This window comes from Streptomyces sp. JH14, from assembly GCF_029428675.1.
Classification (GTDB): Bacteria; Actinomycetota; Actinomycetes; order Streptomycetales; family Streptomycetaceae; genus Streptomyces.
The window spans coordinates 6,459,507-6,473,769 of record NZ_JAJNEL010000001.1; the positions used below are offsets into that span (position 1 = coordinate 6,459,507).

At 71.7% G+C, this 14,263-nt stretch carries 9 protein-coding genes; 5 read left to right on the forward strand and 4 right to left on the reverse strand.

Annotated features, from left to right (window positions below):
- Window positions 1-43 precede the first annotated feature (43 nt).
- Complete coding sequence (locus LRD69_RS29135) at window positions 44-1,006, reverse strand: MerR family transcriptional regulator (RefSeq protein ID WP_277329916.1); 963 nt, start codon at window positions 1,004-1,006, stop codon at window positions 44-46.
- A gap of 97 nt (window positions 1,007-1,103) precedes the next feature.
- Here LRD69_RS29135 and LRD69_RS29140 point away from each other — a divergent pair, with 97 nt between their 5' ends.
- Window positions 1,104-2,639 (forward strand): dienelactone hydrolase family protein, encoded by a 1,536-nt coding sequence (locus LRD69_RS29140; RefSeq protein ID WP_277329502.1) that lies wholly within the window; start codon window positions 1,104-1,106, stop codon window positions 2,637-2,639.
- Between the two features lie 151 nt (window positions 2,640-2,790).
- Here LRD69_RS29140 and LRD69_RS29145 read toward each other — a convergent pair whose 3' ends face one another.
- The gene (locus tag LRD69_RS29145) at window positions 2,791-2,982 is read right to left on the reverse strand and encodes a hypothetical protein (RefSeq protein ID WP_277329503.1); all 192 of its coding nucleotides are present in this window, start codon (window positions 2,980-2,982) and stop codon (window positions 2,791-2,793) included.
- A gap of 206 nt (window positions 2,983-3,188) precedes the next feature.
- Entirely contained in the window at window positions 3,189-4,544 is a 1,356-nt protein-coding gene (locus tag LRD69_RS29150; protein WP_277329504.1) for a ferredoxin reductase family protein, read from the reverse strand.
- Window positions 4,545-4,868: 324 nt separating this feature from the next.
- Here LRD69_RS29150 and LRD69_RS29155 point away from each other — a divergent pair, with 324 nt between their 5' ends.
- From LRD69_RS29155 to LRD69_RS29170, 4 genes are all read left to right on the forward strand, one after another.
- Complete coding sequence (locus LRD69_RS29155) at window positions 4,869-7,748, forward strand: AAA family ATPase (protein ID WP_277329505.1); 2,880 nt, start codon at window positions 4,869-4,871, stop codon at window positions 7,746-7,748.
- Window positions 7,749-7,856: 108 nt separating this feature from the next.
- On the forward strand, window positions 7,857-8,027 hold the full coding sequence (locus tag LRD69_RS29160) for a hypothetical protein (RefSeq protein ID WP_277329506.1): 171 nt from the start codon (window positions 7,857-7,859) through the stop codon (window positions 8,025-8,027).
- A 101-nt stretch (window positions 8,028-8,128) separates the two neighbouring features.
- On the forward strand, window positions 8,129-11,791 hold the full coding sequence (locus LRD69_RS29165; protein ID WP_277329507.1) for a S8 family serine peptidase: 3,663 nt from the start codon (window positions 8,129-8,131) through the stop codon (window positions 11,789-11,791).
- Window positions 11,791-12,432 carry a hypothetical protein gene (locus LRD69_RS29170; RefSeq protein ID WP_277329508.1) on the forward strand — a complete coding sequence of 214 codons (642 nt, stop codon included), beginning with the start codon at window positions 11,791-11,793 and terminating at the stop codon, window positions 12,430-12,432. Before LRD69_RS29165 ends, LRD69_RS29170 begins: the two co-directional genes overlap by 1 nt.
- Before the next feature lie 391 nt (window positions 12,433-12,823).
- Here the strand turns inward: LRD69_RS29170 and LRD69_RS29175 are convergent, their stop codons facing one another.
- Window positions 12,824-13,759 carry a VCBS repeat-containing protein gene (locus tag LRD69_RS29175; RefSeq protein ID WP_277329509.1) on the reverse strand — a complete coding sequence of 312 codons (936 nt, stop codon included), beginning with the start codon at window positions 13,757-13,759 and terminating at the stop codon, window positions 12,824-12,826.
- Window positions 13,760-14,263 lie beyond the last annotated feature (504 nt).

Sequence of the window (14,263 nt, forward strand, 5' to 3'; positions counted from 1 at the left end):
TTCGCCCATGGTGACTTTTCCGGGCATGTTCGAATCCGTGACATCACCGTGACATGGGGTCGCCTGGCTCGACGGCGGCTGCTGCGGCGACGTCGGCGTGGAGTGCGGACCGCAGCCACTCATGGGCGGCCCCGAGGGTCGGGTCGGGCGAGCCGGACACCTCGCCGGTCAGCTCCCAGTACCGCTCGACCAGCGGATCGGCGGCCTGCGCCAGCAGCCCGCTGAGCCTGCGGCGGAACACGGGTCCGTCCCGCAGGCCACGCGATTCGGCATGGGCCGCGACGAAGCAGTCGAGCGCCTGCCCCCGGGCCGGCGTCCGGTTCGCCTTCAGGTGGGGGGCGGCCAAGACGTACGCGTCGAAGAGGCCGTCGTACAGCACGTCGGGGCGGTGGACCACGTCGGTACGGTTGCCCGCCGGCCGGCGTGGATCGGTGGACGGGCAGGGGGCGGTGGCGATGGCGTGCAGCTGGGCGAAGCTCAGCACCTGGGCGGGCGTCGGATCCGTCGGCGGCTGCGGGACCGCGTACTCGAGGATCGAGGAGACCAGACGGGGCGACAGCCGGACGGGCAGCGCGCCCCGCCAGAAGCGGGCCATCGGCGCCGTACTGGGTGGGGCGGACACCGCGCCGACCAGTCGCAGGCGCTCGGCGCGCTCTTCGGCCGGGCACTCGCGGACGAGCTGCAGGGCGGCCTCCCGCCACCGCAGGGCGGTCAGTTGCGAGCCGAGCCTGCTCAACTGACCGTCGATGGCCTTCTCCAGTGCGTCCGGCAGCCCTTCACCGTGGTCGAGCACCCGGCCCACCTCCGGCACCGGCAGATCGAGGGTGCGCAGCGAGCGGATCAGCCGCAGCCGCTCCAGCGCCTCGGGCCCGTAACGCCGGTGGCCGCCGGAACTGCGGGAGGCCTCGGGCAGCAGGCCCCGGTCGGAGTAGAAGCGGACGGTCTTCACGGTGACGCCCGCCCGCTCGGCGAGCTCACCGATGCTCAACGCGCCGTCGGAAAACACCACTTGAACCTCCCTCAGGGGGAGTTCCTACCGTACCCGTGAGCGCGGACGCCCTGTACGGCCGACCGCGCGGACCGATCTGTGCAAGGAGGCGATCATGACGGTGTTCGTACTGGTCTCCGGCCCCTTCACCGGGGGCTGGATCTGGCGGGAGACGGCCCAGCGGCTGCGTGAGTCGGGGGCCGAGGTGCATCCGCTGACCCTCACCGGTCTGGGTGAGCGTCTCCAACAGGACGGAGCAGCAACCGACTTGGAGACGCACATCGAGGACGTGGTGCAGCTGATCGACCACCTCGACGCGCCGGAGCTGGTGATGGTCGCCCACGACTACGCCATCCACCCGGTGCTGGCCGCCGCCGACCGACGACCGAAGCGGATCGGCCGGATCGTCCATCTCGACGCGGGCCTGCCGCAAGACGGTGACGCAGCCCTTGCTCTCGTCCCGGACCAGGAGGTCCGTGAGCGGCTGCTGCGCCCGGACGGGCCGGCCGAGCACGACTGGCGCATTCCGGTGCCCCGCCCGGACGAGTGGCAGCGCTGGGGCAGTACGGCCGGCCTCTCGGATGAGGCGCTGGCCGGACTGTCCCGCGACGCCGCACCGCATCCGTCCGGCACCCTCGTACAGCCGCTGCGGCTGACGGGGGCGCTCGCCGGACTGCCCAGCACCGGCATCTTCTGCACCTCGCCGGGGGAGTCCGGGACGAACGCCGCGGGCGGGATGACGATCGCCATGGTCGAGGCCTTCGCGCGGACCGGGCTGCCGCAGTTCCGCGCGCTCGCCGATCCCGCGGTCACCTTCTTCGAACTCGCCACCGGGCACTGGCCCATGCTCTCCGCCCCCGCCGAACTGGCCGCCGTCCTGTTGCGGGCGGCCGCAGGCGAGGGGCACCGGATCACCGTGAGCCGCGACGAACAGCCCCTCTATCTGAAGCCCTTCGTGCTGGACGTCCCCGAGCGGCCGCACGAGCGCACGGGCGCGGTCGACCTCTTCCTGCCGGACGTGGACGGGCCGCGGCCCGCCGTCGTGTTCGTCCACGGCGGCCCCGTCCCCGCCGAGGTGCGCCCCACTCCGCGGGACTGGCCGCTCTACACGGGCCACGCCCGGTACGCGGCGAGCAGGGGCGTCGTGGGTGTGACCGTCGACCACGGCCTGCACGCCCTCACCGACTACGCGCAAGCCGCCGGGGACATCGCCACGGCCGTCGAGCTCGTCCGGGCGGACCCGCGGGTGGACGCCGACCGCATCGCCGTGTGGTTCTTCTCCGCCGGCGGGCTGCTTGCCGCCGACTGGCTCGCCGCACCGCCGCCCTGGCTGCGCTGTGTGGCCGCGAGCTATCCGGTCCTCGCACCGCTCCCCGGGTGGAGCCCCGTGGACGCGCGGTTCCGCCCCGTCACCGCCGTCCGGTCGGCCGGAGAGTTGCCGATCGTCCTCAGCCGGGCCGGCCTGGAGCAGGCCGAAATCGCGGCCACCGTGGCGGACTTCCTGGCCGCCGCCGAGGACGTCGGCGCCCGGATCGAGATTGTCGACGTCCCCTCCGGCCACCACGGCTTCGACGCGGCCGACCACATCGACGACTCCCGCCATGCCGTGGCCGCGGCCCACCACGCGGTCCTGGCCCACCTCCAGGCCTGACCGCTGCCGAGCGGCGCGAGCAGGGTGCGGCCGGTGGAGGCCGTCGCTGCCCGGTGCCGTCGGCACCGCTCACCCGGAGGGCGCGGGTGGCGCCGCCGGGCACGCCGGCCACGCGTCGGCCGGGCGTGGTTAAAGGCACATGCAGCGTCCCCTATTCCCGGGAGGGTTGAGCAACGTCCGTGGTTCCGCCGGTGGCTGTCCGGTCGGGGGCGGGCGGGGCGGCCGGCTGGACCACCACGGTGAGCAGGGTCGCGGTGAGCGCGCTCGCGACGGCGAGCGTGGCGGCAAGGCGGCGACGCGCCTCTTCGTCGGTACGGCGGGTCGGTCTGCGATGGCGTGCCACGGGGATGGGCTCCTGGGAGTACTCGGGGCGCGGGATTCCGGCCGGGGTTCGACCGGGGGGCAAGGGGCAGGGTGGGCTCGGGCCCCCGGTCAGAGAGGTCCGGCAGATCGTGGAATCGTGCCGGGGCCACCCGGGTTCAAGTCGGTCGGCGTTCGCCGGCAGCCCAGGGTGTGCCGGATGACCAGAGCGCGCCTCTGGGACAGCCCTTAGGCCAACGCGAAGCATTCGCTGTGGATTCGGTTCTCCGGTACGCCCGCCCGCAGCAGCGCCGCGGTCGCGGCTTCGGTCATGCCGGGCGGCCCGCACAGATACACATCGTGCTCGGTGAGCCCGGGCACGAGCTGGCGCAGCGCCTGCGGGGCGAGTGGGTCGAAGGCCGCGTCGGAGGGGCCGAGCAGATAGTGCAGCGCCGCCCCGCGCTCCCGGGCGATCTCGTCAAGTTCGCTGCGCAGCACGAGCTGGGTGGCGTCTGCCGCGCGGTACAGGAACGTGAGGTCTCCCGGGTCGCCGGGCAGCACCTCGAACAGCGCCCGCATCGGTGTGATCCCGACGCCTCCCGCGAGCAGCAGCACCTTGCGCCGGGTGCGGCGGTGCGCGGTCATCGCCCCGAACGGCCCGGTGGACCACACCCGCGTGCCCGGCCGGAGGCGGCGCATCCGGCGGGTGTGGTCGCCGATCGTCTTGACGGTGACGCGCAGGGTGTCGTCGCGGACGGGCGCGGAGAGCGAGAACGGCAGGGCCGTGTGCCACAGCCTGCGTTGCAGGAACCGCCAGCGGAGGAACTGGCCCGCCTCTGCGTGGAGTTCGTCGAGCCCCGTCCCCCGCATCACGACGGAGATGACGTCCGGGCCTTCCCGGTGCACCGCCACGACGCGCAGACCGTGGCGCAGCGCCTGCCGTACGGGGACGACGGCCCGGTACCAGAGCAGCAGAACAGCGACGGTCGTATGCATCATCGCCCACAGCCACCCGGCCACGACGGTCCCCGCGACGTCGGGCCCGGCCAGCTGGTGCGCGAAGGCGAGTGCCGCGCCGAGGTAGGTGAGCAGGTGGACGGCGCGCCAGGTCTCGTGCCGCACCCGGCGGCGTACGGCACGGGCGGACACCGCTCCGACGGTGATGAGCAGCACCGTTCCGGCTGCGACGGCCGCGATGCCGTCGTAGCCGAGGAGTTCCTCGGTGGCGGCGAACAGATCCGTGCCGGTGTGGGCGGCGTAACCGCACAGGGCGAGCAGCGCGTGCCCGAGACACAGGCCGAGGACGTGCCGGCCGCCGAGCGCATGCCACCGGGCGAGCCGGTCGGCACCGACGCCGTGCTCGATCGCGGGTATCCGCGCCATGAGCAGCAGCATGACCAGGATGCCGTACCCGGCGAGCAGTCCACTGAGATGTGCGCCGGTGGCGAAGACCGCATCCAGGCGAGCCGACGGCTCGACCTGGACGGCCCACATCAGAACAACTCCCAGGGCGCCGGCCGTGACTGCGTCCCGGAGGACCCGACGCGAAATCCGCGGCGGCGGCGTGGGCAGGGTGCTGCGGCTTTCGGCCGCCTCGATCGTCACGTCGTCAACCTAGGGCCGGCGCAGGCGGGGAAAGGGCTGGTCGGCGGCGTACGGGAGGTTCTTAAGGCGGCCTTGAGCAACCGCTGACCACGGGTTAATGCTGGGATCGGCCGGGCCATACCGCTACGACGCCGCGGGCGGACGGGCGAGGCCGACGACGGATCCGGGCAGGTCGTGGGCCATGGCCTGATGGGCGGTCACGGCGCCACCGCCCCGTGTGCCGGTGCGGCTACAGTTCAACACTGGCGTAGCGGTGATCGACCGAGGGGGCGCGCGTTGGTCAGACGGGCCAGTACCGATGTCAGTCCACTTCCAGCGCTTTCCGTGCCGCGGTTCGTCGGGCGGGACCGGGAGGTCGCCGCACTCGGCGGAGCGCTCGGGAAACGGCCCGCCGTGGTCCTGATCGACGGTGAGGCGGGCATCGGGAAGTCCCGGCTGTTGCGGGAGTTCCTGGCCTCCCAGGCCGAGCGTGGGTGTCGCGTGGTGGTCGGCGCCTGCCCGGAGCTGCGCGTGCCGTACACGCTGGGGGCGGTCGTGGACGCGGTGCGCGACGGCGTTGACAACGTTGCCACGCTGGGCCTGAGCGGGCTGGGCGGTGCGCTGCGGCCCCTCTTCCCCGAGTGGGCCGACGACCTGCCTCCGGCGCCGGAGCCACTGGAGGACGCGACCGCCGCCCGGCACCGGCTGTTCCGCGCGTTCGTCGAGGTCTTCGGCCGGCTCGACGTCGCGGTGCTGGCAATCGAGGACGTGCACTGGGCGGACGAGGCGACGCTGGAGTTCCTGCTGTTCCTCGTCTCACGCCGACCGCAGACGCTGAGCGTGGTGCTGACCTACCGGCGGGAGGAAGTGCCCGCCGATTCCCTGCTGCTGCGGCTGTCCTCCCGGCCGCCCGCCGACGCGCACCTGGTCAGGCTGACACTGCAGCCGTTCGACGTCGCCGAGACCGCGTCATTCGTCTCGTCGATGCTGGCCGGCGGCCATGTCTCGACCGAGTTCGCGGCCTTCCTGCACGCACGCACGGAGGGTGTGCCGCTGGCGGTGGAGGAATCGGTGCGGCTGATGCACGACCGGGCCGACCTGGTCAGCCAGGACGGCCGGTGGGCACGGCGCCGGCTGGACCGCATTGACGTGCCGCCCACGATCCGCGACGCCATGCTCGAACGCGTCCAGCGGCTCCGGCCCGATACCCGGACCGTCCTGTACGCGGTGTCGGTACTGTCCGGCCCGGCCGACCACACGACCCTGGGGGCGGTCACCGGCCTGCCCGCGGACCGTTTCGCCGCGCAGGCGGCCGAAGCACTCGGCGGCGGCCTGCTGCGTGAGGACAGACCCGGGCAGTGGTCGTTCCGCCACTCGCTGGCGTGTCACGCCGTGTACGACGCCATCCCGGCCGAGGAGCGGCGTGCCATGCACCTGCGTGCGGGCCGGGCGCTGGAGCAATGGCCGGTGCCGCCGGTGGCGCAGTTGGCCCGGCACTTCCGGCTGGCCGGCGAGGTCGAGGCGGCTCGCCGGTACACCGAGCAGGCGGCCGAACTCTGCGTCCAGTCAGGAGACGTGGCCACCGCGGCACTGCTGCTGCACAGCCTGGTGACCACCGTGGCCCTCCCGGCGGAATCTCTGGTCCGACTCGTGACGAAGATCCAGTTCCAGGTGCTGTCCGGCTCCGATCCGTACTCGGAGACCATCGACGCGCTGCGAGCGGCCCTCGGCAGCCAGGTCCTGACGCCGGGACAGCAGGCCCTGGTCCGCTTCCAGGTCGGCCGGGTGCTCATGGTGGCGGGAGAGTTCGAGGCGGGCCGCCTCGAGATACTCGGAGCGGTGCCCCATCTCGCGCCGGACTCGCCGGAAGCCGCGCGCGCCCGCATCCTGCTCGCGCTGCCCCTGGGGAACGCGCGCCCGGTGGCGGAACACCTGCGATGGCTGCACGAGGCGCCGCCGCCGGCCCAGTCGATGGCCTCCCACGAGCGACTGCGCCTGTTCGTGGAACGCACCTTCGCGCTGCTCACGCTCGGCGAGGAGGCCGGCTGGGACGCGGCCCGGCAGATCCCGGACGACGTGTCCGATCCCCGGGCGGCGGCCATCGTCGCGACAGGCCACACGAACGTCGGCGAGGAGGCGACGCGGTGGGGCCGGTACGACGAGGCCAGGGCACGGCTGGCCATCGCCCAGGAACTTGCCGAGCGCCATCAACTCCTGGACTACCTCGACAGCATCGCCTCCTCCCGGGCCCACCTCGACTGGTTCACCGGCGACTGGCCGGGACTCGCCGAACGGACGGCCCGGCTGGTCGACGACGGCGGCGTACGGCTGAAGGACCGGTGCGAGGCCGCGCTCGTGGCGGGCCTGATCCAGGCTGCCGCCGGCGACCGGGAGGCAGCGGAGGCACGCCTGCGCTTCGCCGCGCGCGACGACCAGCAGCGCATCGAGGCCGCGGCCGCGCTGGCACAACTGCGCCTGCGCGACGGCGACGTGGACGAGGCGCTCCGCCTCACGGACCAGTCGGCCGAGATGACCCTCAGCGGTGGCATCTGGTCGCGGGCCGTCGAGTTCGCTCCGGCACGGGTCGCGGCCCTGGTCGCCGCCGGTCGGTTCGGCTGCGCCGCCGACCTGGCCGACACCTTCGAGGGGGCCCTGGGCGACAGGGACGCCCCGGCGCCGCGCGCGTCCCTGGTGCTGTGCCGCGCCATCCTGGCCGAAGCCGGCGGCCGGCTCGCGGACGCCGCCGCGCTGTTCGCCCGGGCGGCCGACGCCTGGCAGGCGCTGCCGCGCCCCTACGACGCCCTCCTCGCACGGGAGGGCCACGCCCGCTGCCTGCTGGCCGATGGCCGCGACGAGACCGCTCTGCCGGTGCTGTCCGACGTCCGGCGAGCGTTGTCGGAGCTCGGCGCCCAGAACGACGCAGACCGGGTGGCACGGTCCCTCGACGAGCGGGGTGGGGACACCCGTGAGTCGCGCGGCCGGGGACGGCCCGGCTACGGCAACCAACTCTCCCCGCGCGAGCTGGAAGTCGTCCGCCTGCTGCTCGGTGGCCGGACGAACCGGCAGATCGCCGACGTGCTGGTCGTGTCCACACAGACCGTGGCCAGCCAGGTGAAGTCATCCATGCGCAAACTGCAGGTGACGACGCGGACCGGGCTCGCCCTCAGGGTCGTGGAGTTGGGACTCGTCGGCGCGCAGGGGCAAACACCGCCGGCCGACGAGTGAATTCACCGCCGTCGCCCGGGACGAAAAAAGGCGCCCGGGCGAACGACGAGTTTTATCCCGCATCTGACCAATCGAACCGGCGCCCGGCCCGGTTGCACACTCGTGCCCATGTTGCCCGCAGAACCGCTCACACCCGGACCGGCGGACGGCCCGGCCGTTTCGGCACGCCGTGCGAAGGACGGACCGGTACCGGCAGGACCGAAGGCCTACCCGGAAGACGCCCCGACCACCGAGGCCGCGGGCGATGCCGCTGTTGCCGGCGAGTACGAACCGCTCTAGCGCGGAGTCCCGTCGTCGGCCCGTGATCGCCGACGTGCTGCACGCCTCCACGCCGGACCCCTCCGAATTCCCCCGTCATTCATCTCACAGGAGACCCATAGATGAGTCGAAGCGCAAGGAAGCGTCTCGGTAGACGCCTGGGCGCGGTGACCGTCGGCCTGACCGTCTTCGGCATGGTCGTGTCGACGACGGCGAGCCAGGCTGCCGAGCCGACCAGGCGGACGCCGATTCCCGGTGTCGTTCAGACGAACAGCCCGACGAAGATCGCCAACGAAGACCTGGCACGAGTCGTTTCGGCGTTCGGCGGGTCCGTCCCGGTGACCCTGATCACCGGCGACAAGGTGCACGTCGGCGTCGACGCTGACGGCAGACCGGTCGTCCGCGACATCGAGAGCGCGGCGCGGCCCGATGGACTCCCGGTCGTGTTCCACACCATCACCCGGCAGGGCCGGGTGTACGCCGTGCCGGACGACGCCCTCGCGCTGGTCGGCAAGGGACTGCTCGACTGGGGACTCTTCGACGTGACCCAGTTGGTGACGCTCGTCGCGGCGGGCAAGGGCGACGCGGTGCCGGTGCTCGTCACCTACACCGGCACGGCCGGCGCCGACCACGCACGGAAGGCCGCCGGGGCGTCCGGCGGCAGGGCGCTGCCCAGTATCAACGGCCGCTCGATGAACATCGCCGACGGCGGCCAATGGTGGCAGCAGGTCCGTGGCAAGACGGCCTCCACGTCCGCCGCCGCCCGGTCCGCCGGGTCCCTGGCCGGGGTCAAGAAGGTCTGGCTCAACGGCCTGGCCCACGTCGACCTCGAGCAGTCGGTGCCGCAGATCGGCGCGCCCGTCGCCTGGGAACGCGGCTACGACGGCACCGGCGTGACCGTGGCGGTGCTGGACACCGGCATCGATGCCACCCACCCGGACGTGTCCGGAAGCATCGCCGGGCAGGTCGACTTCACAGGCAGTCCCACGGGCGCCAAGGACGGGCACGGACATGGCACCCACGTGGCGTCCACGGTGCTGGGCAGCGGCGCTGCGTCCAAGGGGCTGCGCAAGGGCGTGGCCCCCGGCGCCAAGCTGCTGGTCGGCAAGGTGTGCGACGACAACGGGCAGTGCGCTGACGACGCGATCATCGCGGCGATGGACTGGGCCGCGCACTCCGGAGCCAAGGTCGTCAACATGAGCCTCGGCGGTGAACCCACCGACGGCACCGACCCGTTGAGTCAGGCGCTCAACGAGCTCAGCCGCGCCACCGGGGCCCTCTTCGTGGTCGCGGCCGGCAACTCCGGCTTCGTCGCCCAGAAGGTCGTCTCCCCTGGCTCCGCCGACGACGCCCTGACCGTGGCGGCCGTCGACAAGAGCGGCGAGATGGCCGGCTTCTCCAACCGCGGACCGCGGATCGGGGACGGCGCCGCCAAGCCCGACATCGCCGCCCCGGGTGTCGACATCATCGCGGCACGCGCGGCCGGCACGGCCATGGGCAGGCCGGTGGACCAGTACTACACCGCCGCCGACGGGACCTCGATGGCCACGCCCCACGTGGCCGGCGCCGCGGCCATCGTCGCCCAGCAGCACCCGGAGCTGTCCGGTCAGCAGATCAAGGCGCTGCTGATGGACACCGCCTCCGACCTGGGGCACGACATGTACGCCCAGGGCACCGGCCTGGTGGACCTCGCGGCCGCGACCAATCCGCAGATCGTCCCGAAGGGGAACCTGAACTTCGGCCGCCTGGCCTACCCGCAGTCGGCGGTGACGAAGAAGATCACGTACACCAACCGCGGTGACAAGGCGACCACGTTGCATCTGACGATGCCGGTCTCCTTCGCCGACGGGAAGCCGGCCGCGGCGGGGCTGTTCACCCTCAGCACGGACACGGTGGTCGTCCCCGCGGGCGGTTCGGCCGAGGTGTCGGTGACACTCGACGGCAGCGTGCTGGGCGCGGACGGGGCCCATGGTGGCTACAACGGGCTGCTGAGCGCCCGGGACGACTCCGGCGCCATACGGCTGAGCTCAAGGATCCACACCTTTGTCGAGGCCCAGGAGTTCCCGCTGACCCTGAACGTCGTCCCCCCGGCGGGTGCCACCGACGTCCGTTACGGCAGCGCCACCTTCATGCCGGTCGACGGCCAGGTACACCTGCACGCGGGCCCGGTCAGCGTCAACGGTACGGACAGCATGACCGAGCAGCTCTTCCGCGGCACCTATGCGGTGCAGATGCCGGTCAGCTGGCGGGACGCGACCGGTGAGTGGCAGCAAGCCCAGCCGATCGCACCGGAGGTGAGCCTCACCAAGGCGACCACGGTCACGCTGGACCTGCGCAAGGCCAAGCCGCTGAGCGTGCATTATCCGGAGACCACCGAAAGCTACCGGGCGAACGACCTCGTCGACCGGGTCTCGGCTACCGGGGCGTGGGGGATTCAGACGGCCCTCGACGCCGACTACAAGGCCCACGATCCGAACTGGTGGGTACTGCCCACCGGCAAGGTGAGCATGGGCACCCTCACCCACGACTTTTACAGCTCACGGACGACTCCCGTCGTCACCATGCGGACCACGGGCGGAGGCGCCCCCTCCAGCCTGTCCGCCCGCTACGTGACCCCGGACGCCGCGCTGACCGAGTCGCAGGCGTGGCTGCGCGACAACGGTGACCCGAGCATCCGCGACGGCGTGATTCCGGTTCCGCGACTGCCGGTCAAGGGACACCTGCCGGTGGTCCACGCCGGTACCGGCACGGCCGCCGAACTCGCGGACGTCGACGCCCGGGGCAAGCTCGTACTCCTGACGCCGACCGACATCTGCCAGGACACCTGCGACTTCGCGAAGCTCCGGGACGAGCGGGTGGCGGCCGCTGCCGCCGCGGGCGCCGTCGGCGTGCTGGTCGCGGCGCCGGACCTCACCTCGCTGGGCCGCCCCTCGACGCTCGACCAGTGCCTGGACGGGCCGCAGAGCTGTCCGGCGATCCAGCAGTACGGCGAACTGCCCGTGGTGTCCGTCCCCTACGCCGAGGCCGAAGGGCTGATCAAGCGGATCAAGGCCGATCGCTCGCACGTCGGGATCAGTCTCGGCGGCAGCGTCGTGCCGAGGGTTTACGTCGCCAGGTACCACGACGAGGGACAGATCCGGCCGAATGCCTACCGGGTCGAGAAGGACGATCTCGACCGGGTCGACCTCCACTTCCACGCGGCACGGCTCGGAGAGGTCCACCAGCTGAGCTGGAAGCAGTTCCTCCAGGCGACCCCCATCACGTCCGACGTGGAGCTGCCGCACCCGTCCACGCGGCAGACCATGACCGTCCTCGTCAAGCGGGAGGACAACGCCATCAGCCGGTTCACCGCCTCCTGGGCCGAGGTCGGAGGGGACTCCTTCCTGGCGCACAACCGCTCCGAGATGAACGACTTGGTTCTCACCGGCAGGAACGAGATCCACTGGAACGCGGGACCGGCCGTACCGGGGGCCGTGCCGCAGGTGCGGACCAAGTCCGGCTTCTCTGTGGGGGCCGGACCGTGTTCGGGCTGCCGGCAGGGCGACACCTTCTACCCCACCGTCTATCTGACGGGCAGCGGCGGCGGCCGCCAGGCGCTGATCGGCATCGTCGGCGACGAGGTGCTCCAGCACGAGTTCGTCGAGATTCCCTCCTGCGGGCCGGTTCCCTCGCCCGCCGTGCCGAACCTCGACTCCACCTGTGACTTCAAGCTGCTGAACGCGTCCGGTGACGAGATCGAGCGTCACACGCAGCACCTTCCCGACAAGAAGTGGGACACCCTGTGATGGCACGCGAGACAGCCAAGGAGACCGACACGATGAACACCCCTGTGCCATCGGCACGGCGCCGCAGAGGGGCCCTCATGGTGCTCGCCGCCGCGGTGATGCTGGGGCTCTCCGGCTGCAAGGGCGGTGACCTCGTCTCGTACGACCTTCCGGCGAAGTCGGCCCGGTACACGTTCGAGGCGCAGACCAACGAGGTCAAGACGGTGTGGCAGTACACCTCCGCCGAGGCGATCAAGAACGACGCGCCGAAGCTGAGCCCGTGCATGGGCGAGGTGGTCGGCGGCAACCAGGCGGCCTGCCGCCCGGAGCCGCTGATCTTCCTGCGCTACGACTTCGACCTGGCCCTGGACAACACCGTCAAGGCCGGGGAGAACCACGAGATCACCGTCGTCGGCTACTACCAGGAAAGCCTCGCCGCCCTGCCCAAGGTGACCTCCCTGAAGGCGGAGACCACCTTCGACGGGGGCAGGACCTGGCACCCGGCGTCCACCAGGTCCGCCGGGAAGAACACCTTCACCACGACGGTCAAGAACCCTCGGCGGGACCAGGCCGCCAAGGGCGTCGGACTGAGGATCAGCGCGACCGACAGCAAGGGCAACACCGTCAGGCAGACCATCCCCAGCGCGTACACGCTGCGCTGACGGGTGCCGCCGCAGGCGGCGAACCGCCCGTAAGGGCACAGGCCGGGGCGAGGCTGAGTTCTCGCCCCGGCCGTCCGCGCTCCCCGGACGGGGCAGGGGCCGGTGACCGGGCATGTGCGACGAGTCGGATGGGCTGAACGCCCGAGGCGGTCTGCAGTCCTGGGGGCGTCGGCGCGTATGAGACGAGGGGCGCTGCGGGTCCGGCTCGAGCGGTACGAGCGATCGGCGAGCTGGACCGGTTCAAGGGTGAAGGTGCCGATGCCGGCGTTGAATTCCTCGTCCGTCTCCTCTCCGCGAGTGACCCGTGCGGCCGGCGACGGGTAGAAACGCGGAACGGGCCGCGCCCCTCGAAGAGGAGCGCGGCCCGTTCGTGCTGTCACACGGGTGTGGATCAGAACATGAGGCGGTAGGTGTTCCAGCCGCCGCCGATCTTCACACGCGCCTTGTACGGGGCCGCGGCGTTGCCGGTGCCCGAGTAGCGGTACAGCACGCCGGAGCTGTCACGGGCGATCAGGTCGCTCCGACCGTCCCCGTCCAGGTCGCCCACGCCCACGAGCGAGTTGTAGACGCCCCAGCCGGCGCCGACCTTGGTGCGGCCCGAGAAGGGGGCCTTGTAGTCGCCGGTGCCCTTGTAGAGCCAGAGCACGCCGGCCGCGTCGCGGGCGACGATGTCGGCCTTGCCGTCACCGCTCAGGTCGCCGACACCGGCGATCTGGTTGTAGATGTTCCAGCCGCTGCCGACCTTGGTACGGCCGGTCAGCTTGCCGGTGCCGTAGCCGAGGTAGAGCCACAGGGCGCCGGCCGAGTCACGGGCGATCATGTCCGGAGCCGCGGCACCGCCGAGGTTGCCCGGCGAGAGCACCTTGTTGTAGGTGTTCCAGCCACCGCCGACGGTGATGCCGTCTGTGGCCTCGCTGGACGCATAGCCCAGGTAGCCGTCGGTGGTCCACACCCAGAGGTCGTCAGCGACGCCGTCGCCGTCGTTGTCGGCCTGCTGGGCGTTCTTGACGTCGCCCCAGTCGGTGGTGAGCAGCTCGCGAGCGTTGTACGCGCCCGAGCCGTTCGGCTCGTAGAAGTAGAGGCTGGAGCCTGAGACGGCCATCAAGGCGCGGTTCTCCGCGCCGGCCGACGTGGTGGAGGCGAGCGGTGCAGCCTTCATCGCGGGGGCCGACTGGAACGTCCCCGCGGACGCCGCGACCTCAGCGGCACCCTGCGGGTTGTCGGCAGCCACCGCAACGGTGGTCGTGCCGACCAGAGCGGCGGTTATCGCCGCGACCGTGGCACGGGAAACGAAGCCCGTGCCCTTGAGGCCAGAGAATTTGGCCACGTAGTTCTCCATGTATGTGGTTCTGCTGTGATCCGCCGTGCCGGACCGGCACGGCGGATCACAGCTTCTCAGCACCGCTGCACGAGATCTACACCGGTCGACCTGTTTGCGAGGGGCGGGACGCGGAATGCCTCATCCATCGCGATTTGTCACCGAAGAAGAGGGCCGTTCCGGGCCGACGGTGGCCTGGACCGGAGACCCCATCGGAACATGACGCGGTTGGTGTTCCATCTGCCCGTACCGATGTTGAGCCGTGACGTGCGCGGGGCGGCGGCGTTGCCGGTGTGTCGGTGACGCCGCAAAGACGCGCCGGCCCACCCGATCGGCCGGAGTGGAGAACGGCCGGGCCGGACGCGAACAAGCTGCTGGTACTGGCGGTTACCCACTACTGCCCGGAGTTCCGGGACCCAGGTCACCCACGAGCTGCCGGAGACGGGACAGTACGAGTGCCGGTCGGGCACAGGCTGACCAAACGTTTCCGGTCACGCCTCTATCCGTGTGGCC

Bases quoted from the DNA above. Each gene is read 5' to 3' on its own strand.
- LRD69_RS29140 (WP_277329502.1), top strand. From the start codon at position 1,104: ATGACGGTGTTCGTACTGGTCTCCGGCCCCTTCACCGGGGGCTGGATC.
- LRD69_RS29160 (WP_277329506.1), top strand. From the start codon at position 7,857: ATGTTGCCCGCAGAACCGCTCACACCCGGACCGGCGGACGGCCCGGCC.
- LRD69_RS29165 (WP_277329507.1), top strand. From the start codon at position 8,129: ATGAGTCGAAGCGCAAGGAAGCGTCTCGGTAGACGCCTGGGCGCGGTG.
- LRD69_RS29170 (WP_277329508.1), top strand. From the start codon at position 11,791: ATGGCACGCGAGACAGCCAAGGAGACCGACACGATGAACACCCCTGTG.